Source organism: Paenibacillus sp. SZ31, from assembly GCF_012912005.1.
Lineage (GTDB): Bacteria > Bacillota > Bacilli > Paenibacillales > Paenibacillaceae > Paenibacillus.
Window position 1 is genome coordinate 32,569 of the sequence record NZ_JABBEA010000010.1, and the last position, 25,050, is coordinate 57,618.

Consider the following 25,050-nt stretch of genomic DNA (forward strand, 5'->3'; position numbering starts at 1 on the left):
TCTCATCTATCATTGAGTTTCCGGCTATTTTGCCTTCCCCGTCTTGTGTTCTGGCTCAGGTTGCTCCTGTTGACGCAGATAGTTCAGGAATGCTACAGCTGACAGGGGCAACAAGGACGATTTTAGATGGATGGCATAGAACTGCCGTTTGAATTCGAGTCCACGGATATCCACAATATGAACGAGTCCCAGAGCTAGCTCATGCTGCACGGAAGAAGGAGATAACATCGTAATGCCTACCCCTGCCTCCACAGCCGATTTTACCGCTCCTGTACTGCCAAGCTCCATCACCACATTCATATCCTGTGGATCAATCTTTTTCTTTTGCAATTGGTCTTCCATCACCTGACGGGTACCCGAACCCTTCTCACGCAGCACAAAGGGATAATTCATCACATCTTCAAGGTTCACTTTGCTACGCTTAGCCAGATCATGCCCGGCAGGTACAATCAGTTTTAGCTCGTCCTGCATGACAGGCTCCACAATCATGTCCGGGTGGTGTACTGGCGCTTCAATCAGACCAAAATTAAGCTGGTGCTTCAATATATCATCCATAATTTGCGTTGTATTCATCACTTTCATGACGATGGAAATATCGGGATACTGAAGCGCAAACGGTCCGAGCATTCGTGGAAGCACATACTCCCCGATCGTTAAACTCGCTCCAAGCTGGAGTCGGCCCTGTAACATCTGGGTAAACGCCGACATCGCTTCATCCGTCTGTCGGACCAGTTCTACGCTCCGTTTGGCATGAGGCAATAAAGTCCGGCCAGCCTCAGATAATTCTATTTTTTTGGTGGAACGATGCAATAACTTGGTTCCGAAATAGTCCTCCAGTGATTGAATCTGCATCGTTACTGCCGGTTGAGTCATATGTAATGCTTGTGCAGCAGCTGAGAAGCTGCCTTTCTCTGCTACCGTATAAAAAATATGCAATTGGTGAAAATTCATATCTTCGCCCCTCTTCGATTACACTCTCTACATTGTAGCCGATTTCCCGCTTGGCAACAAAAAAAGCATGCAGCTTGTCTGCATGCGATAATACTTGAATCTATGATTTCAACATATTGAATCTACTCAACTTACTTATGCTTGCGGCTATTTTTGACCAGCGTCATTCTTCTTGAATGTCTTAACCATGAATAATATGACTTCAGGTCCCTCAACTCAATGGTCTCCGACATACGTCCCAGAAACGTAACTACAATCATTTTGTGCAGCGGGTTGCCCGCAATATCATATTCTCCTTCAAGTTCGGAAAATTCGGCGACCACAACCAGATCCTCATCAATCAGGTAGACGTCCTGTTCATTACGGTAGTATGGTGTTATACGGTCCTGCTTCAGACACTCCCATAACCACGCTGCAATATGGTCATCATCACTACGTGCAGGCTCAATACGGTCTGCATACCGCATCTTGGCATGATGGGTAATGACGATGTCGGCCACTTTCTTGTCTCCAAGAGCCACGAAAAACGGCTCGTAGGTGCTCCAACGTTGCATCACCTTATCACGCATGGGAATCACTCTCCACCAGATAGGACTTTCTATCTATTTATTACCAAATATATTACAACATAAGTCCCGCAACCTCAAGGCGTAAGTTTAACTTTTTTTCACAAAAGTCCGTTTGTGCATAATTCAAGAAAGGAGCGACCCCAAAGGGCCCCTCCAGTTTCTCGTCTATATTCCGTAAAAACTTGTTTTGTCCATGGTTTTGCTGGCATACTCGGTTTTAATCTCATTTCGATACGAGCGTTCGATCTTGCGCACATAGGAAAGTCGCTTCACATTTTTCATCGTATCTTCTGCCCGTTCTGCATTAACATACATGACCACATAATGCATACGGCGGGAGATATAATGCACGGTGCCATATTTTTCGAGATTACGGGCAGCCTTCAAATCACTGACCCAAATAATGAATCCAGTCCTTTCCGCAAACATCATCGTTCCCCGCCCTTCTATAATGATTACTTAACTGCAACCACACTTGCCGCCACTACCGCAGCCGCCCTTCGGATTCGGATCGTTGCTCGGTACCTTAATGGTCGTTGACACTGCGAATGCAATGGTCTCTGACATCTGGAATAACATATCATCCAGGGACTTCTCTGCCTGTTTGAAGCGGATTACCGCCTCGAAATTTTCCAACTCCTGTTCCAGAGCCTTCACCTGATCTTTCGCTGCATGGTAATCCGGGTGAAAATGCCCAAAACGCTGTGTTTCTTCAAACAATTCCTTCTTGGCATTCAGCTTCCGAATCCCTGTCTGAATCTCAGGGGTAGTTTCGACTTGCTGCTTCCAATATAAATAATCCGATACTTCGGCAGATTGGTTAATCATGTCGCCCAGTTCATATGCGCCCGTTAACACTTGGGCCATATCGACCGTGTTCATTTCCGCTACGCTCATGAAATATTCATCCTATCTATATATAAAGTTCTACTTAACGTAGACTATCTCATCATAGCATATCCATGAATAGTTAAGAAGAGTTTTTCCTGCAATTAGAAATAAGGGGAATTCGAAAATTCGCCTTTCAACCTGATATTCATTTGAAATAGTCAGGTTATGACATCATCTGGTAGGATAAGACGCATCGTATCCCACTCCGACGGGGAGAATGTACGCCATTCTATCTCAGATGTACGTTCACTTGAATCCAAAATACACCAACCGCTTAATGTCCATTCTTCACGCCCCTCCACCTGATGTGGAATGAGGTATTGAGTGCAATCATCCTGTTGTATCCCCAACTTGGTCTGCCACTCAATGGCTTTGGCAGCAATCTGTCGTGCTGTTGAACTATGATATCGACGCCACTCCCTGTACCAGGTCTCCGGTATCTCCTCAACCCCCAACAGAGAGACCGTCTTCTCGATTACTGCATGATCACGTTCCATCCCATGCAGCAATGCAGGCACATCAACCAGACCTTGATTACCAGGTGTGTAAAAAGAAGAATATACACCGCTCAAGACATCTTTTTCGAATAACTTCTGATTCTCTGTGGGGCCTGTACTTGCCTCCATTACCTCCATGTTCCGCTCTACAGCCACTGATGCAGCATCAGCTTCCTTCCCCCAATCTGCTAATGCAATACGTACATTCTCCGGCACGCCTGTCAGGGCATATTGATCCAGAAACTCCATCACTTCATGTAATGCATGTCCTTTGGCTATGGCCAAAATGATCCGCTCTCTTGTCATGCGGTAGATGGATATCCGATCACGCGTCACCCGCTCTGCGCATTGCTCCAGCATCCAGATTACATCAGGGCCTGCTTCCGGTGGCACCAACATTTCGAAATCTGGCTGCATGTAAAATCCACACGACTCCGCCTCACCTACCGCCTCTTGACGTAAATTCAGCAGGCTCTGTGGTTCAATTAACCAACGGAATGCCATTGCTCCTGACTGATCTTCTCCAACATCACCATAACCCCAACCGGCCAGTGCATAAAGCCAGCCCCTGATCTGAGGTTCCAATGTCGAATTCACTGTACGACACCATACGTTCTTCCCTGGAGCAAGTACGGCCAATTGATGACGGAAATGCTGTAGCGCAGGCTCGGTATTCCCGTATCTGTCCACACAAGCTTGATATACCTCCCGATGCATCTGTCCCCATGAAAGCTTCAACCACTGTTGTAATTGATGATCTACGATCCGAATTCGGCCATCTTCCTTCTGAACCAGATTCAGACTGAGCAATAGATCGAGAAGGATTGCAACGTGGATCGGATACAGATCCGAATGTTCATATCGGATGCCCAAACCATCAAAGTCTGTCGAAGATAGTACGGTGATCACACTTAATTTTTGAACACTTTTTTTATGTATAGTGCCCTTCCCTGTCAAAGGAAGTCCTTCTCTTTCGATCCACGCGATCAGATGAAGCAGCTCTGCAGCAATATCCGGCTTTCCCTCCTGTAGTACTTGAGCATGCTGTGCCATCTGTTCAACGGTTATGCCTACTCTTTGTGCGTAAGCAATCGTCAATGTCTCCATCAGCGAAGCAGGAATATAGAATAATCGCTCCCCCCAACTCTTATATACAGATTCAATCCATCTTTGCTGCCTAAGGTTGACGAATGAAGAATTGGCTTCTGCGACACTTAGTCCTTCGATGGCCCACTGTTCTCGCGGCAGGAGGGAGGAAAACGGCTGACCGGCATGTTTGTGAAAAATTGCACCAAGCACTTTTTGTTCCACCGAAGCAAGCTTTGACCATGAATCAAGGTTCAGTACCACAGGCTCATCTATTGGTTCAAATGAAGACATATCCCAATCCCTCCTCTTTTCGCGAGTATAAATGGACTATTCGTTCTCGTACACAATGGCATATTCATATCCCTGCTCCACCAAGAACATCTGACGGTTTAAAGCAAACTCCTGTTCCTTACTATCCTCTGATACCAACGCATAGAAATATGCTTTGTTTTCTCCAGCTTTTGGTCTCAGAATTCTCCCCAAACGCTGTGCCTCTTCCTGCCTTGAACCGAAACTACCGGATATTTCAAGTGCTACAGCGGCATCAGGCAGATCCACAGCAAAATTGGCAACCTTGGATACAACAATCGTTTTAATCTCTCCACGTCGAAAAGCGGCAAACCATTTTATTCGCTCTTGCTGCGACATTGTTCCTGAAATCAAAGGTGCTTCAATTTCCCGGGCAATCAACTCAAGTTGATCCAGATATTGTCCAATTACAAGTGTAGACAGATCGCGATGACGCTCCAGCAAACGTTTGACCACATGTACCTTCGCCGGATTCTCGGCAGCCAATCGAAATTGATGCTTAACCTCGGCTTGCAGATAATTCGATCTTAGTTCTGGGGAGAACGGGATACGGATCTCCTGACATTGTACATCGGCAATCCATCCTTGCTGCTCCAACTGTTTCCACGGCATATCATAGAGCTTCGGCCCAATCAACGAGAATACATCCTGTTCACAGCCATCCTCTCGAACCAAGGTAGCCGTTAATCCCAGTCTTCGAGTAGCTTGAATATCCGCAGTTGCACGAAACACCGGGGCTGGCAGCAAATGCACTTCGTCATATATGATCAGACCCCATTGCCGCTCACTGAGCAGTTTGATATGGGTAAAATCAGCATCCTTGGATTTCCGATGTGTAAGAATCTGATAGGTAGCTACAGTCACAGGTTTCACCTGTTTTTTCTGACCAGAATACTCACCGATCTGTTCGCTGGTAATCGTTGTTTTGTCTTGAATTTCCTGAATCCACTGTCGCACGGACGTCGTATTGGACGTTAAAATCAAGCATTCACATTGAATCCGCTCCAGAACGGCCATGCCAATGACCGTTTTGCCTGCCCCGCAAGGCAGCACCAGCAATCCGCTTCCTCCCATGCCCTCACTGCCTTCGAATGCATCCACAGCCTCTCTCTGATAGGAACGCAACGCAAATCGCTCTGAGTGGTCCCCTGAATCATTGGTTCGCCACTCGAATGAAAGTTTGGTTCCCTCCCGATATCCCACATAATCAAGTACCGGGTAACCCAGCCTTGTTAATTCCCTTTTCAATAACCCTCGTTGCTCTCCTGAGAGCAGAAGCTCATGAGCGTCTGTTCGTTCCATACGAAAGGCAGCTATTGTTTTCAATCCGCTTAACTCATCCAGCAACCGCTCATCCTCACTGTAAAGGCGCATTCTGGCATGATCTGCTTGGGAATGCAGCTTTAATTTGCCGTACTGATCCATAATCCTCTGAACATCCTGTATGAGTGCAGCAGGCACGTTCCAGCGAGATACCAACTCCAGACTTGCGATGACCTGATCTGCATTCCATCCCAGTGCAGCGGCATTCCAGAGCGACAACGGAGTGATTCGATAGGTATGAAACGCCGCCGGTGTCTTGACCAGCTCTGAATACTTCCCGAGCTGCTCTCTTGCTCTTTCGAATCCGGGGTGTCCGACTTCCAGCAAAACCGTAAAATCCCGCTGAACGATACAAGCATCCGTTCTCTCTGTATGTTCTGTTCCTTCCATTCGAAACTTCCTCCTATCACAAAAAAGTCCAGTTCCGGCAGCTTCCGAAAATGAACCTCCATAATTTCGAGTTCAAAAAGTCTAATTTTCAGTACCGAGAAGATGGACTTTTTGAACAACCTCTATAAAAATCCACAAAAAAACATCCTGCCCATACCTAGGTATTAACAGGATGCCCAACTGCATCTAAAGTCATTCGGCTGTGTAACCCTTAGCCATGGCGATAAATAATCTAACGGCTGTCTGCATCGCATCTTCATCAAAATCAAACATCGGATGATGATGCGGATAGATCGCATTTTTATCCGGATTACCCGCTCCAACAAACATAAAGCACCCTGGAACCTTCTGCAGATAATACGCAAAATCTTCCGCTGGCATCAGCATCGGCGACGTTTGCACTCGTTCTGCCCCAAATACTTCTGTAGCCTCCCTGAAGAAACGCGCTGTTTCCAGTTCATCATTCACCACAGGCGGATATCCCATAATATATTTCACTTGAGTCTCGGCCCCGTACGCAGCCCCTGTCTGGGCCACCATAGTAAGCACCCGCTCTTTCATCCCATTTCGGGTCTCTTCATCAAACGTTCTTACCGTACCGCTCATTTTGCACTGCTCTGCAATCACGTTTTGAGCGGAGCCAGCCTGCATTGTGCCAATGGTCAACACCGCCGGTTGCAATGGATCAACCGAACGACTGACAACGGTCTGAAGCTGCATCACAAGCGCAGAACCCGCGATAAGACTGTCTATCGTGGATTGCGGCATGCCACCATGTCCACCTTTTCCTTTGATCTCAATGTAAAAGTCGTCCGCCGCTGCCATCATCGGTCCTGCTTTACTGGCAACAACACCTACAGGCAACGGGGTCCACAGATGAATGCCGTATATGACGTCCACGCCTTCAAGCGCACCATCCGCAATGACCTGGACTGCACCGCCCGGAAGCAATTCTTCTGCTGGCTGGAACAAAAAGCGAATCTCGCCTCGGATCTCCTGCTTGTGACGACTGAAATACAATGCCGTACCAAGCAAGATCGAGATATGACCATCGTGGCCGCATGCATGCATCGCTCCTGCTTGTTGTGACGCATATTCGATATTCTTCTCATCCTGAATAGGCAATGCGTCCATATCGGCCCGCAGCATGACGACAGGCCCTGGCTTGTCCCCACGAATCGTACCGATGACCCCGTGACCGCCTACATGACGCTTCACTTCAACGCCAAAGCTCTCCAACATATCCGCTACAAAAGAGGATGTCTTCTCCTCATGAAAGGAAACCTCAGGATTGCGATGAAGGTGACGCCGCCATTCCACCATGTGGATCTGCAGATCTTCCCACCATATATTATTAGTCATGTCTCTCCACCCTTTCAATCTTGAACGGGACTTTGATCAAGCCCGAACCTTCCTCTTCAAACCTATTGCTGTATATTGTAGCAGAATTGGAAGAAAACCGATACGAAACACCCCTGGAAAGCTTGCACGGGAAGGGGAAACATACTATCATGAACTAGAGAAATGCACGAGAAATTACACTCGGAAGCTTATGAGGAGGATCAGACGCTTATGATTTTTGAGAATACAGGCTTGGATGGCTTGAAGAGCGACTTGGCATACCTGGATGAGAGCGCCGAGAAAGTCGGATTTGTCCGGTGGCAATGGGAATATTACCGTGCTACATATGACTACAAAATTGAAGATGAACAAACCAAATCAGAATACTTTGTACGCATTAATACCCGCGCAGTGGAAGGAAAATTGGAAAAACCGGATACCGTTCTTGCTGTTGAAGCCGTTTATCTTGGCAAAGCCACCTTCCCTCACGGTCTGGATTATGACTCTTCCGTTCCACAGCCAGTCGTGAAGCTGGCAGCCGAAAAATTACAGCAGCTTAAAGAACTGCTGGAAGCATAGGCTGGGCCAAACGATGAAACAACAATCGGCCCAAACGAAAACGAAGAGAGGCACGCCGGATTTTCAACTGCTAATCCTCACTTTATTGTTGGTGGGCTTCGGACTGGTGATGGTATTCAGCTCCAGTTCCAGCATTGCAATCGCAAGCGAAAGATTTAACAATGATGCCCTGTTCTTCACGAAAAAACAACTTATGTGGGCGATTATCGGTCTATTTGGCATGTTCTTTGCCATGAATATCCGCTTCAACAAGTACAAAAAGCTCTATGCACCCTTTTTCCTGCTCACTACGGTCATGCTGGTGATTGTATTGATCTCAGGCGCAGTATTGAACGGTGCACGAAGCTGGATTCACATTTTCGGGTTCAGTCTTCAGCCTGCAGAGTTCGCAAAAATTGCTATCATTCTATATCTCTCTGCTCTTATCACCAAAAAAGGTGAGAAATTCAGGGTTTTCAAGACAGGTTATTTCCCCGTCTTGTTCATCGTTGGATTCATCGCAGGACTGATCATGTTGCAACCAGACTTTGGTACCACCTTCATCCTGGTGTCCACCTGTGGTCTCTTGATCTATGCCGGTGGCGCCAGTATGAAACATATCCTGGGTTCGATTCTCTTGGTTGTACTCGGTGGAGCACTGGCGTTCGGAGCGAATTCCCTGTTCTCTTCCATGTCTCCTTCAGACACGACGACTGCCACAACAGCAGTCACTGCGGAGCAGAACTACAAGATCGGACGTATTCAGGCTTTTCTTGATCCATTATCTGATATTAATGGCGGAAGTCTTAACCTCTATCGCTCTCTTGTGGCCATTGGTGATGGCGGCATGACGGGTTCCGGGATTGGACAAGGTACGATGAAGCTGCACTATTTGCCAAATGCGTATAATGACTTTATTTTCTCCGTAATTGGGGAAGAACTCGGATTCATCGGAAGTACATTATTCCTGCTGGTTTATCTGTACTTCATCTGGCGAGGAATTATTGTATCTCTACGTTGTCCCGATCCATTCGGAACACTAGTCGGCATAGGCATCATGGGACTGATCGCGATACAGGCATTCATCAACATTGGCGGTGTAACTCAGACCATTCCGGTTACAGGGGTCACACTTCCGTTTATCAGTTATGGGGGTACCTCACTCTTTGTGATGATGGTCGCCATGGGCATTTTGCTGAGTATCTCGCGTACCAACAACCTGGATGTGATCAAGGAAGAGAAAACCAAGTCCGTGACTGTACAGACACAGACTCGCACCTCTCCCGCTCTTCGTTCACGGGAGTCCATCCGTCGGATTCGGTAAACGGGACTGGTCATCAAGGAACGGAACACGTCTCCATTCAAAATAAAAAGCTAACACAAAAAAGGCTGTGCACCCCATCGGATGCGCAGCCTTCTTGTGTGTACTTGGTACACTCTGTCTATCAAGATGAAGAACAAAGCCAATATCACCTCTGTACTCCATTGCGGATTGCGAAATTTTACAGATCGTCGCCTTTGAAAGATACGCCTTCTACCTTTACATTGACTTCAACCACACGTAATCCGGTCATGGTCTCTACCGCTTCTCTTACATTCTGCTGAAGCATACGGGAAACTTCATGAATCGGGGTTTCGTACAGGACGATGATGCGCAGGTCAATGGCTGCTTCTAGCTGGCCGACCTCAACGCTCACGCCTTTCTGTACGTTTTTACCGCTGAGTCGCTTCGCCCAGCCCTCTGACAATCCTCCAGACATTGCGGCAATTCCGGGCGTTTCCATTGCAGCCATTCCGGCAATTTTCGCAACCACGTCATCGGCAATCCGGATGTTTCCGCTCTCCAGTTGAAGTTGTTCTGCCATGCCACATCCTCCTTCACTTCGTTACTCGTATTTTAAATCCTTTCCACCCCAAAAAGCAAATTAAACTCAAAAAGATGCGTTTACAACCTACCACCATTTGGTTATATTGAAATATGAAAATAATCTCATAAGCGTTTTACAATGCAATTTCAAAACAAAATATTTTATGACCGAGGTGTTTGTTGTGAGAAACCGGATTTCATCCATTTTACTGATTGCTTTCTTTGCACTCAGTGCCATCGCCCACTACATGAAATGGGATTCGATTCTACAGTTCGTGATTTCAGCCATTTCGGTTATTTTTGTGGCCGGTTTTTTAGGCAAAGCCACCGAAAATGTTGCCCACTACGCCGGACAGCGGCTGGGTGGATTCTTGAATGCGACCTTCGGCAATGCCGCCGAATTGATTATCGCCATTTTCCTCGTGAAAGAGGGACTGTTCGACATGGTCAAAGCAAGTCTGACAGGCTCCATCATCGGAAATTTGCTGTTAGTGCTCGGGTTAAGTATTTTTGCTGGAGGACTCAAGTTTAAAATCCAGAATTATAATGTTTCACTCGCAGGTCTGAATGGTTCCCTGATGATTGTTGCCATCATTGCCCTGTTTATTCCTGCAGTCTTTCTCAATACACATTCCATTACACAGAAAGACACGAATACACTAAGTCTCATTGTGGCCGGGTTGCTCATCCTCGCGTACATCGCCTGGTTACTGTTCTCCATGGTGACGCACAAGAACTATCTTGCGGACGTCACTGAGGATCGTGATGAAGAGCTACCGCATGAGCATGCTCCGGCATGGTCCAAGAAAAAATCAATTCTCTACCTTGTGCTCGCGACGGTCATGGTTGCCTTTGTCAGTGAATGGCTGGTCGGCACGCTCGAAGTATTCACTTCGGAATTTGGTCTTAGCGAACTGTTTGTCGGTGCATTCCTTGTGGCAATCATCGGTAATGCAGCGGAACACAGTGCGGCCATCATGCTTGCCATGAAAAATAAAATCGGAGCAGCCGTCGAGATTGCTGTCGGCAGCAGCTTGCAGATTGCACTCTTCGTTGCCCCTGTTCTGATTTTTGTCAGCTACTTCACAGGCAGAACCATGGATATCGTGTTTACAACGATTGAACTGGTCGCCATCGGCGTATCCGTATTTATTGCGAAGTCGATCACCCAAGATGGTTCTACGAACTGGTATGAGGGTCTACTTCTGCTCGTCGTATATATCATTCTGGGCGTATCTTTCTTCCTGGTATAACCCTTCCCTCAGCAAACTAGCATTAAAATAAACAAGCCATAAGAGACAGCTCGAATATCCATATCGAGCTGTCTCTTCGCTTATACGCGTCTTCGGAGTGACTTGCATCACAATCAATTCAGACGCACAAAAAAAGCATGCATTAACGCCTGCATGCCTTCTATTCTGACCCGCACAATTGCAGGCTATTGCTCATTCTTTTTGTTCAAGGCTTCATATAAAATGGCCAAATTCCGCTCAAGCGCGCTAACCAGCTGCTTACCTGCACCTTCTGGAAGGAGCCCTGCACGAACAGCAAAGTCAACTTCCTTGGAGAACCCATACATCTGTGTATCCAATACTTCCTCATAGAGAGGGCAGTAGCGGGTAGCCAGATTCTCCATCTGTACTTCAATAAGCTTCTGTATTTTATCTGCATCTTCTTGAAGAAGACTGATCGCTTTCAAATTCAGCTGGTCCTGCAGATCAGATGAAGTCATGCATTTTTCCCCCCTATGTCCCAAAAATCGCGTAAAGACGTTCTACCTCTAATATTAGACGAAATGGAGAGCTAATACAAGAACCTGACCAAAATAAGCCCACAAAGTGAAGCCTTCTCTTGTAGCTTATTCCCCCTGTTCCAGGGATGTCCAGATGAGTGCTCAGGTCATGTAATGCCAAAAAACACCCCTGCCAAAAAAGGCAGAGGTGCTTCTTGAGAGCTATTACTCAGATGCGATGCTTACATTCAGTCCATGCTTGGCAAATACTTCTGACATGGCTGCTTTCGCTTCAACTGCATCTGGTCCATGAACATGCAGTTCATAGCTGTGCGTGCTGATCAGCGTTGTAAACAACCCGAGAATGCTTTTCACATCGATATACTTGTTCTCCGAATGAAGCACGATTGAAGAAGTAAACTTGCCTGCTGTTTGAGCAATTTCCACTACAGCCGCGTTATTACTCGACATAGGAATCCCTCCGTCTTTTTACTTTGGTATCATCTATTAATTACCACTACATGATACCGTGAATCCGCTTTCCTAGCAACAGCAAAATCCTGTTCCTATTTCAAACGGTCCGGATTGAGGCATTCCAGCTCAGGAATAACAAAGATACCGTCTTTACGAATCAGTACATCGTCAAAATAAATTTCTCCGCCGCCATAGTCTGGACGCTGAATCAATACCAGATCCCAGTGAATAGAGGAACGGTTTCCGTTATCTGTTTCTTCATACGCCTGACCTGGCGTAAAGTGCAAGCTACCTGCGATTTTCTCATCGAACAAGATATCTTTCATCGGATGCAGAATATGCGGATTAAATCCAATCGCGAATTCACCGATATGACGGGCGCCCTCATCCGAATTCAGGATTTCATTCAAGCGCTCTGTATCGTTGCTTGTCGCTTCGACGATTTTGCCATCCTTGAATGTGAACTTGATATTTTCAAAAGTCACTCCATTGTAAAGGGTTGGCGAGTTATAACTAATCGTTCCGTTCACGGAATCACGTACAGGGGCACTGTACACTTCGCCATCCGGAATATTTTTTTGGCCAGAACATTTCTCTGCACCGATATCTTTAATGGAGAAGCTCAGCTCTGTTCCTGGTCCCGTGATGCGAACTTTGTCCGTACGTTTCATCAGGTTAGCCAGTGAGTCCTGTGCTTTGTCCATTTTGGCATAATCCAGGTTACATACGTCAAAGTAGAAATCTTCGAACGCTTCTGTACTCGTATTCGCGAGTTGCGCCATACTTGCGTTAGGGTAACGAAGTACAACCCATTTCGTATGTTTGACACGTTGTTCACTATGTACCGGGTGGGAATACAAAGAATTGTACATTTTCATTTTTTCTTCCGGCACATCGGACAGATCATTCACATTTTCTCCCGCACGAATACCGATATAACAATCCATCTGCTTCATACGGTTCAGATCAATCTCTGCCCACGTTTTCATCATTTCTTCTGTCGCATTTTTCAACATCGCACGCTGTACGGTCTTATCCGTCAACTGTACAAAGACGTTACCACCTTTTTTGCCTACCTCTTCAATAATGGCGTTAATCAGATCACGTTCTGATCCAATCATCTCAACCAATACATTTTCACCAGGCTGCACATCTACAGAATAGCCCACCAGGCTTGCTGCAAGCTTTTGAATTCTCGGGTCCTTCATCTTGGTAAAATCCTCCTGTCATCTGCCATGCTTAAATTGAACAACGGTAAATTACGATACTATTGTAGCACGCGAACAGTCATCCCGTCAGCAGGCAGTCCCTCACTTCATTTATTGATATGACTTGAAGTTTACATCGGTGACAAGAGCTTCTTTGTTGCTCTTACGGTTGTTGTCCGTGTAACTCACCTGACTTTCAGAGGATAAGCGAAGAGGCAAACTGCTCTTCCGATCTACCGTGAGATGATATACCGTCTGCACATTAGCTTTTTCCATCATCTGTTGCATCGTTGTTTCACCCTGTTTCCATACTTTCTCCAGATCCCTCTCAAGCTTCTCTTTGCGCACTCCTTTCACCGTAGCTGCCTTATGCATATATTCTGCGCGAATAGCGTTCATCTCGTCGTTTAGCTGGGCTACAGCCCATGTTTTGGCGTCTTCCGCTGCAAGTTCAATCCGTAACGTTCTGGTTCGACGCCCGGACCCATACTCGGATTGAATCGTTTTGTGCATCCCGTCGATCTTCTCCAATTGCGCGATTGGATTAAACCGAGAAAGAGAACCACGCAGCGGCTCATGCTGTGCTGACAATGCCATCCATTGCCCTTGTTTTCGCTCGAAAGAAGCGCTAAATCCACTGGGCTGTCCGTTATTGTTTACGGCGGTTGTATGAATACCTGTGCCCACAGCGGTTACCTCTCCAGGCAAACGGGTCTGAAGGGTAAGACGATCATGATTCTCCAGCTTGCCTTCAAATTTGAACTGATTCTCGAACAGCCCACTGTCCTCCCGTCGCAGTCCTGCTTCCCCTTCAAAACTTAACGTTTCTTTACCCGCTATCCCGGATAAGGCCAGGGAAAAAACTTCTTCAGGTGTTCGATCTCGCTGAATCAATCCACAACCCGGAACACCAATAATCACGATGCTCACGAGTAACCATAACGTACATACCGATCGGCGGTTAAGCATGTCCATCTTCACCCTTCCGTCAACTTTCTCCTTAGATTGCCCTGCCCGTATTTGCTTATACTTCCTTCTATAAACAACTTGGACTCCAAGACATAAAAAAAAGAGAGCACGACTCCGCAATTGGAATGGCTCTCTCTTAACGTGTTACTTCCTGTTCTTCTATAACAATTCTGTTCCGACCGCCATTCTTTGCGCTGTACAAAGCCATGTCAGCCCGATAAAACAAAGACTCCACACTAACCTTCTCATCCATCCAATTCCACTCGGCGATGCCACTGGATACCGTAACAAAAGGTCTGGTCTCCTCCGCGACTCTCCTTCGGATCACTTCCGCGTATTCTAGCGCCTGATGCACACTTACCTGCGGCATATAGATGGCCAATTCTTCTCCACCCCATCTGGCGCAGATGTCTTCCGGACGAACAGAGCTGGTGACAATTTCACTCACCTGCTTCAGTACTTGATCCCCCGTCTGGTGTCCAAAGGTGTCATTCACCTGTTTGAATTGATCAATATCAACCACAATGAGAGAGCCACAGAACTCATGAGCCTGACGCTCGTGAATGACGCTATCGAGATAATGCCTTACGTACAATCCTGTCAACATATCCAGATTAGCCAAACGTCGAACCTCGGCATGCAGCGTGGCATTCGACAGGGCAAGCCCGATATGAATGGACAACATCTGCAAAAGCCGATAATTATCATATGAAAAATATTGCTCTCTGCTGTGTCCCAACAAAATGGCACCCTTCACTTCACCATTGACTCTGATCGGTGATGCAATCAGTGACATGGATCCGGTATCTTCCATGAAAAAGGAGGACACTTTATCATATTGCGCATAATTGGATATAATTAGAGGTTCCTCTGTTCGATACACTAAGCCTGCGATACCGTAGTCTACAGAGAATGATTGGTGAAAGACATCTTTCACGTTAGAAGACATGACTTCAAAGTCATTCGTACTGTCATTGAGTTGAAGAATGCAACACGTTTCAGCCCGAAATATTTCCTTTAACTCTTGCTCTGATAATTGATAGATCTCCGAAAGATGCAGGCTCTTGTTCAAGCGCTGTGTAAGATCATTGATTAGACGAAGTTCCTGTATCAACATATTGGATTGTTCGTGCAACTTGGCATTCTCAAAGGCCGTGCCTGCGGTATCTACCATCATCGTAATCAATTGCAGATCTGATTCTTCCATGATCTCTTCGTTCATTTCGATATGGAACACACCGTATATGCCTTGTTTTCCTTTCAAAGGAAGACCTACCTCTACGATGCGATTCTCTCCATCATCTGAACGAGCAACGATCAGCTTGCCTTCCATAAACGAACGCACACATATATCTTCCCCTCGTTCTTGGACAAGCAATGGTTTAATCCGTGGATTAAAGTTGCTCTGATCCTGAGACATATAAAGTGTGATATACGTGGCCGGGTACAGATAGTCCATACTGTCAAATACCTCATCCAATATGGTGTCGACATCCATTTTGTCATGCATTCGCTGAACAATCTGAAAGAGAATAGACCTCCGGTGTTCTTCACGCGCTGTTTGTTCATGAGCATGTAACAGGTCCGTCATAAATATGTATTCAAATCTTCGGTAAAAGCAGGTGCGGTAATGCAATGCCTCAGATCGAACCACAGCTTCAGACGTTTCATATCGATTGGAATCATAGATTACAGCAGTAAATACGGCAAACATATCCTTGTTCGTTCTGGAGAATAAAGGATGTGTTAACAGGAGATATTCTCCACGTTCGCTAGTCCCTCTGCGGGACAGGGCCTGTCTCTTATCCAAACATTCCAATACAAGCCTGCGTGCATCCACGCCCGGATCAGCAGCAGGATCACTATCGTATCCTATACAAACGCCTTCCGTGTTCCATACACTATAAAAGGTTGATCTCCTGTCCAGGTCCGAATCTACTTTGGAGTTCCAGTCACTGTAAGCCTGCTCTAGCAAGCTGCCCAAATATGAAAAATCAAAAGGTGTGATATCCATTTTTTGCATCCACAACACATGCTCTTCATGAGGATGAGGAGCGGCAAAAGATGCGGAATCGCCCGAACTTCGTGAATTCAAGCTGGCAGGTAAACTTCTTAGATGTTCTAACATGTCAGGCGCTCCTTTGCACCGTTTTTGCATCCACCAGGATGCATTAATCTGCAGACGTTATCGCAAACCTGCAAATTCGTTGCGATAACCTTGCTACATAAAGATGATTTAAAGTTAAGATACAATCTATTTTACTCTGTTTAAAGCTTTTTTGCATCCATATTTCAGAAAATTGTCCCATTATTTTAGGCCCAATGACCTATCGACAAATTTAGACGTTTTTTTACTTTTATTCTACGCTTGACTTTGGTTCTCTTAAACTGTAATATAAATTGTTGATGAAGACTACTAATGGGTCTTTAAATTTGGGCATTACCGGTTGTGTCACCCTCATTCTTTTTGTTGCTTTCAGGACAGCGGCTGAACTTTCCTGATCGTTCTATGCGAGGCCAAGCCCGCATCAACAAATTGGAGCGCAAACAGAGCCCTAATATGAACTTTAACTAAAAAGGAGCTACTTTAAACATGGCACGTTACACTGGTCCTAAATTTAAATTGAGCCGTCGCCTCGGCATTTCCCTTAGCGGAACAGGCAAAGAATTGAAACGCCCTTTCCCTCCAGGTCAGCACGGAGCTAACCAACGCAGAAAAATGAGCAACTACGGTATGCAATTGCAAGAAAAACAAAAATTGCGCCACATGTACGGTTTGGGCGAGAAGCAATTCCGCACACTGTTCTCCAAAGCTCAAAAAATGCAAGGTATTGCCGGCGAAAACTTCATGTTCTTGCTTGAGTGCCGCCTTGACAACCTCGTTTACCGCCTTGGTTTTGCTAACTCCCGCGCTGGAGCGCGTCAGTTGGTAGCACACGGTCACGTAACTGTAAACGGCAAAAAAGTCGATATCGCTTCTTACCAAGTAAGCACTGGCGATCTAATCGGCTTGCGTGAGAAGAGCCGCGCTCTTTCTTCCGTTAAAGAAGCTTTGGAAGGCCGTTCGCATCTTCCAGCATACGTTGAATACAACGAAGCAGCTGTAGAAGGTAAATTCATCCGCTTGCCTGAGCGTGCTGAATTGTCCCAAGACATCGATGAAAAACAAATCGTCGAGTTCTACAACCGTTAATCGTTGCAATCACATTAAAGTTTCAATCCAAACAGCTGTCGAGATTTTCTCGGCAGCTGTTTTTCTATGCTTTTTTCTATTTATCTTCATTATAGAAGCTTAAATATCGATATAAAATATAGACTCCCTATAGGAGAAGCACACATCCATACTAACATCACTAGAGTAACATCGAGGGGGATTAAACATGCATTTTTTTCGCAATCGCAAGCTCGCTGTTAAGCTCGGACTTTTACTCGGAGTAGTATTACTCTGTTGTATTGGAGCCTTGATTGCATTTAACACCAAATCCATTTACGACAAAAGCCTGCAGTACGGTGAATCCGTTGCTGGAAAGGCAGCAAATCGGGCTACGAACGAGTTCATGACTGACATTAATCAGGTCAAAAATACATTAGACACCATGAGTACCACGTTATTGGATGCCGCTCAGAACGGGTCTCTCAACCGCGAGGAAGTTGTTAGACTCCTTGAACAGTATCTGAAAAAGGACGAGAAAGTTTTCGGCTTTTATACAGGCTGGGAACCTAATGCCTTTGATGGAAACGATGCGGATCACGTGAATAAAAATGTATATGATGATGCTACGGGTCGATTCGTTCCATACGCCATACGGGACGGTAACTCTCTGTATTTTGAACCTCTGACTACCTATGAGGGGAACAGCGAAACCAGTACGTACTATCAACAACCCAAGAAAACTAAATCCATCTATTGGTCTGAGCCTGTTACCTATACAGTTGGCGGAAAAGAAACACTACTTGTTTCGATTGTGCTCCCCCTATTAGATGAAAACAAAACGTTTTTGGGCATTGTTGGGGCTGACTTTACCATTGACCGTTTTCAGCAAAATATAGCATCGCTCAATCCGGATCAGGGTTATGCCATGCTGATTACTGGTGAAGGACAGATGGCTGCTCACGGCTCCAAGCCGGAACTGGCCAATGAAGGAGCCGTAATTCCACCTGAAGTGAAGACAGTCATTCAGCGTATACAGTCTGGAGAATCCCAATTTTATGCTACTGACCCCGAAGTAGGTGAAGAATTATTTATTGCCGAGCCCGCCAGGTTGCAAGGAACAGATTCGAACTGGTACCTCGTCTCGGCGCTGCCAAAGAGTCATATCCTTCAACCTTTCTATGACAGTTTGAACTGGTCCATATTGATTGCTGCACTGGCTGTACTTCTGCTTGCAGGTGTGGTCACCTACACCATCATCTCCATTGTAAGGCAGTTGAATCAAGTCAATATCGTCGCTGGACAGCTCGCTGGCGGAGATCTGACACAAAAGTTACCCGTACGATCCAAAGATGAATTCGGTATCATGGCAGGCCATATGAATCAGATGATGGATACATTGCGTCATACGATATCGGTTATTTCCGAACATGCGTTATCTGTGGGCTCCACCTCTCAACAGTTGACCGCCGGAGCCGAAGAAACAGGTAAATCCGCCGAGCTGATTGCATTAACAGGACTGGAAGTTGCAGATAAAGCAGGTAAACAAGTGCAGGAGTTGCAAGAATCCTCCCGTTCCATGAATGAAATATCTGCGGGAATCGGAAGAATTGCAAAAGCCGCCTCCGATGTATCCGATTCATCTCGAGCTGTGGCTGAGCGAACAACCGTTGGAACCGATAAGATTCAGTCCGCCATGCGCATGGTGGATAGTGCCACCTCTTCTGTGCAAACGTCCATGACTGCACTCGAGAATTTCCGTCAACGTTCTGAAGAGATTGGCCATATTACGGGTATGATCACGGAAGTTAGCCGTCAAACCAATCTTCTCGCACTTAATGCTTCCATTGAAGCATCACGAGCGGGTGAACACGGACGCGGGTTTGGTGTTGTTGCCTCCGAAATTCGTAATCTGGCTGAACAATCCAGAATATCAGCAGCGCAGATTGCAGCGTTGATTCATAGCGTTCAGCAAGAGGTCCTTTCTCTCGTTGAAAATATGGAACACGGGAACTCCGAAGTTAGTCATATTGCGGAAGTGATTAATGAGAGTGGTGAACTATTCCTCTCCATCTCTTCACAGATTTCAGATGTTAATGAGCAGATTGAGCATGTCTCAGCCATTGCGCAGCAGATGTCAGCTGGATCGCAACAAGTGGATGCCACGTTGGTGCAACTCAAAACCATTGGACATGAGACAGCCGATCATGCGACTCGTGTTGCCTCTGCTTCTGAAGAACAACTTGCATCCATGGAAGAGATCACAGCAGCATCTGCATCGCTAGCTAACCTTACCCAGGAACTATTGGAACTGATTCAACGCTTCAAAACCTGATATAGAAGACCTCAAATACGACACATCATTCAGGCCATCCTATGCACCACAGCATGGAGGTGGCCTGCTTATTTTGGCTTACAACTCATGAAATGTGCTTCAATATCGCATGATATATAGCATAATCCATGGCAGAATGGCAAATTTCGACCATTACTTGTATTTCTCAGGCATGCAAACCCGCCTTTTTATGCTATAATAAGTGCTGTTAAAAGGAGGAAGACACTGAATGGTTGATGTTAATAAGAAAAAGCCCGATGCACAGCCTGCACGCAAGCGTAGCTTTGCCCGCAGACTGGGAAGTTTCGTCAGTTGGATGGTTGTCCTTGGCTTTATGGGGGCACTATTTGTAGGCGGTGCTTTGATGGGATACGTCAGTTCCATTGTGAAAGACGAGCCTGTCCGTTCAAGGGCCCTGATTGAACAAAAAGTCAGCGAAAACTCCATCACAGGCTTTGCTTACTTTGCCGACGGCAGTCCGATCGGTCAATTACGTACGGAAGAAGACAGGCGTCCGGTCACTACGGACCAGATCCCACAAAAGGTTATTGATGCTGTCGTTTCAATTGAAGACAATCATTTTTACGAACATAAAGGTGTAGACATGAGCGGAACGCTCCGTGCCGTGAAACAGAAAGTGCTGAAAGAATCAGTACAAACCGGCGGTAGTACACTGACTCAGCAATTGGCGCGTCGTGTGTTTCTGAATTTGGATCGCACAGAAGATCGGAAAGTGAAAGAAATCTTGCTCTCACTCCGACTCGAACGTTTCCTGACGAAAGATGAGATCATGACAGCCTATCTGAACAAGGTTCCTTTCGGTAACGGTTCCAGCGGATATAACGTTTACGGAATCAAGGCCGCTGCTAAAGGTCTGTTCAATATTAATGATCTTGAAAAAATCAACATCGCTCAGGCTGCTTATCTTGCTGGATTGCCGCAGCTACCCTCCTCTTACTCTGCCTTTAACGGTAAAGGCGATTTTGTAGAGGAAAATTTTGACCGCGCAATCAACCGTCAGCATCTGGTATTGCGCCGTATGCTTGAACTGGGCAAAATCAATCAGTCCCAGCATGACGAAGCTCTAGCTTTTGATATCAAAAGTTCACTCGCTCCGAAGACCATCAAGGCTTACAATACTTATCCATACCTTATGATGGAAACGGAACGACAAGCTGCACAGATTTTGATGAAACAATTGAATTCCGATACAGCTGAATCCACAGATAAAGGTACGGATGCGGACACACCTCAAAAGGAAAGTAGTGCGTTATTAGAGGAAGCTCAGACGCAACTGCGTACAGGTGGATACCGTATCTATACGACAATTAACAAAAGTATCTACAAAACGATGCGTACCATTGCGGAAGATGACAGCAATTTCTCAGCAGATGATCCTGTCAAAGGGAAAGAACAAACTGCTGCCATGCTGATTAATCACAAAACGGGTGCTATTCTAGGCATGATTGAGGGACGGGATTTCCAGGATGAACAGATGAACTACGCAACGCAGATGGTGCGTCAGCCAGGTTCAACGATGAAACCTATTGCCGCTTATCTTCCTGCGCTAGATGAAGGTCTTGTTCAGCCTGCTTCAATTATTGATGACTCACCGATCATCTTGAAAAACGGTCCGAGCGGGTACCACATTGCAAAGAATGCCAATAACCGTTATCAAGGACTTGTCACAGCCCGGAGAGCACTGAATTATTCACTTAATATACCGGCTCTGAAGTTGTTCAATGAAGAAGTAGGTATCGACAAGGCTTGGGCATTCGCCAAGAAACTAGGAATTACTACCATTCAGAAGGAAGACTATCAGGCTCAGACAGGTGTTCTGGGAGGTCTCCAATACGGAGTAACCGTTGAAGAACTAACTAGTGCCTACGGTGCTATCGCCAATAATGGTGTGTATAACGATTCCTACATGATTAGTAAAATTGTAGATTCCAAAGGCAACATCGTGTATAAACATGATACTGAACCTGTCCAAGCCTTCTCGGAGCAGACAGCATACCTGATGACCGATATGCTGCGGACCGTTATTACGGAAGGTACGGCAGATAAGGTACGGGAAAATTACAAATATTCCAAGAGTGTGCCGATCGTAGGTAAAACGGGCTCCACTCAAAACTATGCAGATGTCTGGTTTGAAGGCTATACGCCAGATGTCACACTTGGTGTGTGGGTTGGATACAAACAGCCAGTGAATACGCTGGAAAGCAAATCACAGAGAAAACGTGCGCAGCAACTGTGGTCAAAAATCTTGAATGAAGTAATTGATACGCAAAAAGATCTGTTCGTGACGGATTCGTTCAAAAAACCATCTGGCATCGAAACACGGACGGTATCGGCTTACAGCGGCAAATTGCCAACCTCCATGACTGACAAATTTGTTACGGATATTTTCAACAGCAAATTTGTTCCGAAGGATAGCGATGACGGCGTCGCCAAAGCCAAGTACATTACTTACAATGGTGTAAATTACATTCCGCGTGATGGAACGCCTGCGGACATGTTGAAGGAAAAAACGGTAATTAAGCGTAAAAAACCGATTTCTGATCTCATCAAGGAATTGCAAAATGCATTCTCACGCATGAGCCGACATGAGTCACTTGCTTATTACCTTCCTGAAGATGCTGATGCAGACATGCCAACACAGGTTGATCCAAGAACAGATAACGGCAAAGCTCCTGATGCACCAGGTAACGTACGAATCTCTACCTCGGGTGACAGAGCAGTCATTACATTTAATGCCACACCTGAAAATGATGTCGTTGGTTATCGTCTGTATCGTTCTGTAAACGGTGGAGGATTCCAGAATCAGGGTCAAGTTGTCCTGACCGGTGAATCCAGATCATTCTCTGCATATGCAGCGCCAGGCGGCAACTTCGCCTTCTATGTAACCGCAGTAGATGTTGCGGGCAGAGAGTCTGCTCCTAGCGCTACCGTAAATAGTGCTGGAAGCGTAGCCCCTCCTGTGGAAGAAGAGATTAACGAGCCGATTGAAGTTCCAGGTACAGTCATTACTCCGGGAGAAACGCAGAACGATAATACGACAACGACAGCCCCAGGCACACCTGGTCAAGTCAGCGTATCTGCGCTCTCTCAAGGACTGCGCATTCAATGGGCTTCCAATCCAAATGCAGATAGTTACACTGTATATTACAGTGAATCGGGCTCGGCTCCTTACACGAAAATTGGAACAACGTCGGGAACGACCATGGATTATGGAGTGCCTGAAGCGACCAGTGGATGGTTCAAAGTATCTGCCAGCAACAGTGCGGGTGAATCCGAACCTTCTGCAGCCGTACATTTTCAACCCTGATTCAACATAGTGATCCACAAAAAGCCGCACGCTCAGACCGTATCTGAGGGTGCGGCTTTTTCATTTGCATTTGCAGCAGCTAAAAAAGCCTGCTTTCATGCCATTGGCATAAAGCAGGCTTTTACAACCGATTTAAATGCGTAGAGTCACCGTATTTGGATTCGTAGAGTATTAACTTCTTCCCTGGTCATTTGTAACGACATCGATATCCAGACATGGATGATCTTAACACTAGCTCGCTAGTCTTCAATGGTGGATAGATCCCCTGCTGGCAGATCAAGCTCCCAGGCTTTCAGTACCCGGCGCATGATCTTGCCGGAACGTGTCTTGGGCAGTTTATCCTTAAACTCAATCTCACGCGGAGCAGCGTGAGCAGACAGGCCTTCTTTTACAAATCGATAAATCTCTTCTTTTAGCTCCGGGGTCGGCTCATATCCTTCACGAAGCGCTACAAAGGCCTTGATGATCTCCCCACGTGTCACATCAGGCTTACCGATTACCCCCGCCTCTGCTACCGCAGGATGCTCCACGAGCTTGCTCTCCACCTCGAAAGGTCCGATACGCTCGCCTGACGAATTAATTACATCATCAATCCGTCCCTGGAACCAGAAATATCCTTCTTCATCCATGTAAGCAGAATCGCCAGACACATACCAGCCCGTAAGCCTGAAATACTCCTCGTATTTCGCAGGATTATTCCAGATCTTAGCCATCATAGATGGCCAAGGTGTTCGTATCGCCAGATTGCCCATGCTGTACGGTGGCAATTCCTGCCCGCGATCATCAATAATAGCTGCCTCAATTCCAGGCAATGGACGTCCCATGGAGCCAGGCTTGATCGGCATTCCGGGATAGTTACAGATCAGCTGTGCACCTGTTTCGGTCATCCACCATGTATCATGAATTCGCTGACCATAGGTTTTCCAGCCCCAACGAACAACCTCCGGATTGAGCGGTTCACCGACAGACATCACGTGACGCAGACTGCTCAGATCATGCTGGGCAATCGTCTCCTCCCCTGCTCCCATCAGCATACGGAAGGCTGTTGGTGCGCTGTACCAGATGGTGACTTTGTTCTTCTGGATGGTGCTGTACCAATCTTGAGGACTGAAACGCCCGCCACGTATCACATTGGTCACTCCATTAAGCCACGGAGCAAAGATCCCATAAGAGGTACCTGTCACCCAACCAGGATCAGCTGTGCACCAGTACACGTCATCCTCACGTAAATCCAGTACAACCTTGCCTGTATAATAGTGCTGAATCATGGCATTCTGAACATGGTAGACCCCTTTGGGTTTACCCGTAGAGCCTGAGGTATAGTGAATTAACAAGCCATCCTCACGATTCAACCACTCCACTTCCATCTCATCCGAAGCTGCAGACATTTCTGCATCAAAATCAATGAGTCCTTCTTCAGTCTGTGTGCCGCCACCCACAATAAAGATATGTTTGAGTTCAGGCAGTTCGGAGCGTTTGATCCGCCCCAGCAATTCCGGAGTCGTGACGAGTGCTACAGCCCCGCTATCCTCCAGCCGATCCTTCACAGCCGTTTCCATAAACGCTTCGAACAAAGGGCCCGCGATGGCTCCGGCCTTCAATATACCCAGAAGACTAAAATACAGCTCTGGGCTTCGCGGCATAAAAATAAACACACGCTCCCCTTTGGCTATGCCATATTTGCGGAGAACATTCCCGAACCGACTCGACTGTTCACTCAGATCAGCAAAGGTATAGGCCTCTTCACGCGAAGCATCACTATACAATAAAGCGGTTCTTCCGCCCCTTCCTTCCAGTACATGACGGTCAATCGCTTCATGTGCCATGTTCACTTTTCCGCTGGCGTGCCACGTAAAGTGCCTTTCCACCGATTCCCAATCGAACCGGCTTCTCGCCTCCGTGTAATCGCCCAGGTTAGATTCGGACACAACCGTTTGCAGCATCTCACCATGTGCTTGACTCATGCTTGCCAGCCTCCTTCAACTCGACATTTCGATTCCCGTTATGGGTTAATTCTCATTGCCTTTGTGTTGACTGAACTTCCAGTTAGCGCTTACATTAGTAGAGA

General features: G+C 46.4%; 20 protein-coding genes. 6 read left to right on the forward strand and 14 right to left on the reverse strand.

Going from position 1 to position 25,050, the window contains the following annotated elements; translation table 11 throughout:
* Nucleotides 1-24: 24 nt before the first annotated feature.
* The 7 genes from HF638_RS18630 to HF638_RS18660 form a co-directional block, all read right to left on the reverse strand.
* Entirely contained in the window at nt 25-951 is a 927-nt protein-coding gene (locus HF638_RS18630) for a selenium metabolism-associated LysR family transcriptional regulator (RefSeq protein ID WP_169481533.1), read from the reverse strand.
* 131 nt (nt 952-1,082) lie between these two features.
* Nucleotides 1,083-1,520, reverse strand: a complete 438-nt coding sequence (locus HF638_RS18635) for a hypothetical protein (RefSeq protein ID WP_017687436.1) — start codon at nt 1,518-1,520, stop codon at nt 1,083-1,085.
* 165 nt (nt 1,521-1,685) lie between these two features.
* On the reverse strand, nt 1,686-1,949 hold the full coding sequence (locus HF638_RS18640) for a YlbG family protein (protein ID WP_095290540.1): 264 nt from the start codon (nt 1,947-1,949) through the stop codon (nt 1,686-1,688).
* 30 nt (nt 1,950-1,979) lie between these two features.
* Nucleotides 1,980-2,417, reverse strand: coding sequence for a YlbF/YmcA family competence regulator (locus HF638_RS18645; protein ID WP_169481534.1), 438 nt, complete (start codon nt 2,415-2,417; stop codon nt 1,980-1,982).
* 152 nt (nt 2,418-2,569) lie between these two features.
* Nucleotides 2,570-4,288 carry a helicase-associated domain-containing protein gene (locus tag HF638_RS18650; RefSeq protein ID WP_169481535.1) on the reverse strand — a complete coding sequence of 573 codons (1,719 nt, stop codon included), beginning with the start codon at nt 4,286-4,288 and terminating at the stop codon, nt 2,570-2,572.
* Nucleotides 4,289-4,324: 36 nt separating this feature from the next.
* A complete protein-coding gene (locus HF638_RS18655; RefSeq protein WP_169481536.1) occupies nt 4,325-6,019 on the reverse strand; it encodes a DNA repair helicase XPB in 1,695 nt (564 codons plus the stop codon).
* A gap of 192 nt (nt 6,020-6,211) precedes the next feature.
* Nucleotides 6,212-7,381 (reverse strand): M20 family metallopeptidase, encoded by a 1,170-nt coding sequence (locus HF638_RS18660; protein WP_169481537.1) that lies wholly within the window; start codon nt 7,379-7,381, stop codon nt 6,212-6,214.
* Between the two features lie 210 nt (nt 7,382-7,591).
* Between HF638_RS18660 and HF638_RS18665 the strand changes: the two genes are divergently transcribed.
* On the forward strand, nt 7,592-7,939 hold the full coding sequence (locus HF638_RS18665) for a YugN family protein (protein ID WP_062835371.1): 348 nt from the start codon (nt 7,592-7,594) through the stop codon (nt 7,937-7,939).
* Between the two features lie 13 nt (nt 7,940-7,952).
* A complete protein-coding gene (gene ftsW / locus HF638_RS18670; RefSeq protein ID WP_169481538.1) occupies nt 7,953-9,242 on the forward strand; it encodes a putative lipid II flippase FtsW in 1,290 nt (429 codons plus the stop codon).
* 178 nt (nt 9,243-9,420) lie between these two features.
* Here ftsW and HF638_RS18675 read toward each other — a convergent pair whose 3' ends face one another.
* Nucleotides 9,421-9,783: an Asp23/Gls24 family envelope stress response protein gene (locus HF638_RS18675; protein WP_017687428.1), complete on the reverse strand. Its 363-nt coding sequence runs from the start codon at nt 9,781-9,783 to the stop codon at nt 9,421-9,423.
* A gap of 166 nt (nt 9,784-9,949) precedes the next feature.
* Between HF638_RS18675 and cax the strand changes: the two genes are divergently transcribed.
* On the forward strand, nt 9,950-11,038 hold the full coding sequence (gene cax, locus HF638_RS18680) for a calcium/proton exchanger (protein ID WP_211175688.1): 1,089 nt from the start codon (nt 9,950-9,952) through the stop codon (nt 11,036-11,038).
* 185 nt (nt 11,039-11,223) lie between these two features.
* On the opposite strand, the gene HF638_RS18685 is transcribed toward cax, so the two are convergent.
* The 5 genes from HF638_RS18685 to HF638_RS18705 all read right to left on the reverse strand — a co-directional run bounded on the left by HF638_RS18685 (nt 11,224) and on the right by HF638_RS18705 (nt 16,296).
* Nucleotides 11,224-11,517, reverse strand: a complete 294-nt coding sequence (locus HF638_RS18685; protein WP_017687426.1) for an Fpa/YlaN family protein — start codon at nt 11,515-11,517, stop codon at nt 11,224-11,226.
* 225 nt (nt 11,518-11,742) lie between these two features.
* The gene (locus HF638_RS18690) at nt 11,743-11,988 is read right to left on the reverse strand and encodes an HPr family phosphocarrier protein (protein ID WP_036614658.1); all 246 of its coding nucleotides are present in this window, start codon (nt 11,986-11,988) and stop codon (nt 11,743-11,745) included.
* Between the two features lie 95 nt (nt 11,989-12,083).
* Nucleotides 12,084-13,199: an aminopeptidase gene (locus tag HF638_RS18695; RefSeq protein ID WP_076333328.1), complete on the reverse strand. Its 1,116-nt coding sequence runs from the start codon at nt 13,197-13,199 to the stop codon at nt 12,084-12,086.
* 111 nt (nt 13,200-13,310) lie between these two features.
* Nucleotides 13,311-14,168 (reverse strand): hypothetical protein, encoded by an 858-nt coding sequence (locus tag HF638_RS18700; RefSeq protein ID WP_169481539.1) that lies wholly within the window; start codon nt 14,166-14,168, stop codon nt 13,311-13,313.
* Between the two features lie 136 nt (nt 14,169-14,304).
* The gene (locus HF638_RS18705; RefSeq protein WP_169481540.1) at nt 14,305-16,296 is read right to left on the reverse strand and encodes a sensor domain-containing diguanylate cyclase; all 1,992 of its coding nucleotides are present in this window, start codon (nt 16,294-16,296) and stop codon (nt 14,305-14,307) included.
* A 465-nt stretch (nt 16,297-16,761) separates the two neighbouring features.
* Here HF638_RS18705 and rpsD point away from each other — a divergent pair, with 465 nt between their 5' ends.
* From rpsD to HF638_RS18720, 3 genes are all read left to right on the forward strand, one after another.
* A complete protein-coding gene (gene rpsD / locus HF638_RS18710) occupies nt 16,762-17,361 on the forward strand; it encodes a 30S ribosomal protein S4 (RefSeq protein WP_169481541.1) in 600 nt (199 codons plus the stop codon).
* A 187-nt stretch (nt 17,362-17,548) separates the two neighbouring features.
* Complete coding sequence (locus tag HF638_RS18715) at nt 17,549-19,654, forward strand: methyl-accepting chemotaxis protein (RefSeq protein ID WP_169481542.1); 2,106 nt, start codon at nt 17,549-17,551, stop codon at nt 19,652-19,654.
* A 229-nt stretch (nt 19,655-19,883) separates the two neighbouring features.
* Nucleotides 19,884-22,982: a transglycosylase domain-containing protein gene (locus HF638_RS18720; protein ID WP_169481543.1), complete on the forward strand. Its 3,099-nt coding sequence runs from the start codon at nt 19,884-19,886 to the stop codon at nt 22,980-22,982.
* 239 nt (nt 22,983-23,221) lie between these two features.
* On the opposite strand, the gene acsA is transcribed toward HF638_RS18720, so the two are convergent.
* Entirely contained in the window at nt 23,222-24,946 is a 1,725-nt protein-coding gene (acsA, locus tag HF638_RS18725) for an acetate--CoA ligase (RefSeq protein ID WP_169481544.1), read from the reverse strand.
* Nucleotides 24,947-25,050 lie beyond the last annotated feature (104 nt).

Bases quoted from the DNA above. Each gene is read 5' to 3' on its own strand.
- HF638_RS18705 (WP_169481540.1), bottom strand. From the start codon at position 16,296: ATGTTAGAACATCTAAGAAGTTTACCTGCCAGCTTGAATTCACGAAGT.
- HF638_RS18690 (WP_036614658.1), bottom strand. From the start codon at position 11,988: ATGTCGAGTAATAACGCGGCTGTAGTGGAAATTGCTCAAACAGCAGGC.
- HF638_RS18665 (WP_062835371.1), top strand. From the start codon at position 7,592: ATGATTTTTGAGAATACAGGCTTGGATGGCTTGAAGAGCGACTTGGCA.
- HF638_RS18655 (WP_169481536.1), bottom strand. From the start codon at position 6,019: ATGGAAGGAACAGAACATACAGAGAGAACGGATGCTTGTATCGTTCAG.
- HF638_RS18635 (WP_017687436.1), bottom strand. From the start codon at position 1,520: ATGCGTGATAAGGTGATGCAACGTTGGAGCACCTACGAGCCGTTTTTC.
- HF638_RS18720 (WP_169481543.1), top strand. From the start codon at position 19,884: ATGGTTGATGTTAATAAGAAAAAGCCCGATGCACAGCCTGCACGCAAG.
- HF638_RS18695 (WP_076333328.1), bottom strand. From the start codon at position 13,199: ATGAAGGACCCGAGAATTCAAAAGCTTGCAGCAAGCCTGGTGGGCTAT.
- HF638_RS18715 (WP_169481542.1), top strand. From the start codon at position 17,549: ATGCATTTTTTTCGCAATCGCAAGCTCGCTGTTAAGCTCGGACTTTTA.
- cax (WP_211175688.1), top strand. From the start codon at position 9,950: ATGACCGAGGTGTTTGTTGTGAGAAACCGGATTTCATCCATTTTACTG.
- HF638_RS18650 (WP_169481535.1), bottom strand. From the start codon at position 4,288: ATGTCTTCATTTGAACCAATAGATGAGCCTGTGGTACTGAACCTTGAT.
- HF638_RS18675 (WP_017687428.1), bottom strand. From the start codon at position 9,783: ATGGCAGAACAACTTCAACTGGAGAGCGGAAACATCCGGATTGCCGAT.
- acsA (WP_169481544.1), bottom strand. From the start codon at position 24,946: ATGAGTCAAGCACATGGTGAGATGCTGCAAACGGTTGTGTCCGAATCT.
- HF638_RS18685 (WP_017687426.1), bottom strand. From the start codon at position 11,517: ATGACTTCATCTGATCTGCAGGACCAGCTGAATTTGAAAGCGATCAGT.
- HF638_RS18660 (WP_169481537.1), bottom strand. From the start codon at position 7,381: ATGACTAATAATATATGGTGGGAAGATCTGCAGATCCACATGGTGGAA.
- rpsD (WP_169481541.1), top strand. From the start codon at position 16,762: ATGGCACGTTACACTGGTCCTAAATTTAAATTGAGCCGTCGCCTCGGC.
- HF638_RS18700 (WP_169481539.1), bottom strand. From the start codon at position 14,168: ATGCTTAACCGCCGATCGGTATGTACGTTATGGTTACTCGTGAGCATC.
- HF638_RS18640 (WP_095290540.1), bottom strand. From the start codon at position 1,949: ATGTTTGCGGAAAGGACTGGATTCATTATTTGGGTCAGTGATTTGAAG.
- ftsW (WP_169481538.1), top strand. From the start codon at position 7,953: ATGAAACAACAATCGGCCCAAACGAAAACGAAGAGAGGCACGCCGGAT.
- HF638_RS18630 (WP_169481533.1), bottom strand. From the start codon at position 951: ATGAATTTTCACCAATTGCATATTTTTTATACGGTAGCAGAGAAAGGC.
- HF638_RS18645 (WP_169481534.1), bottom strand. From the start codon at position 2,417: ATGAGCGTAGCGGAAATGAACACGGTCGATATGGCCCAAGTGTTAACG.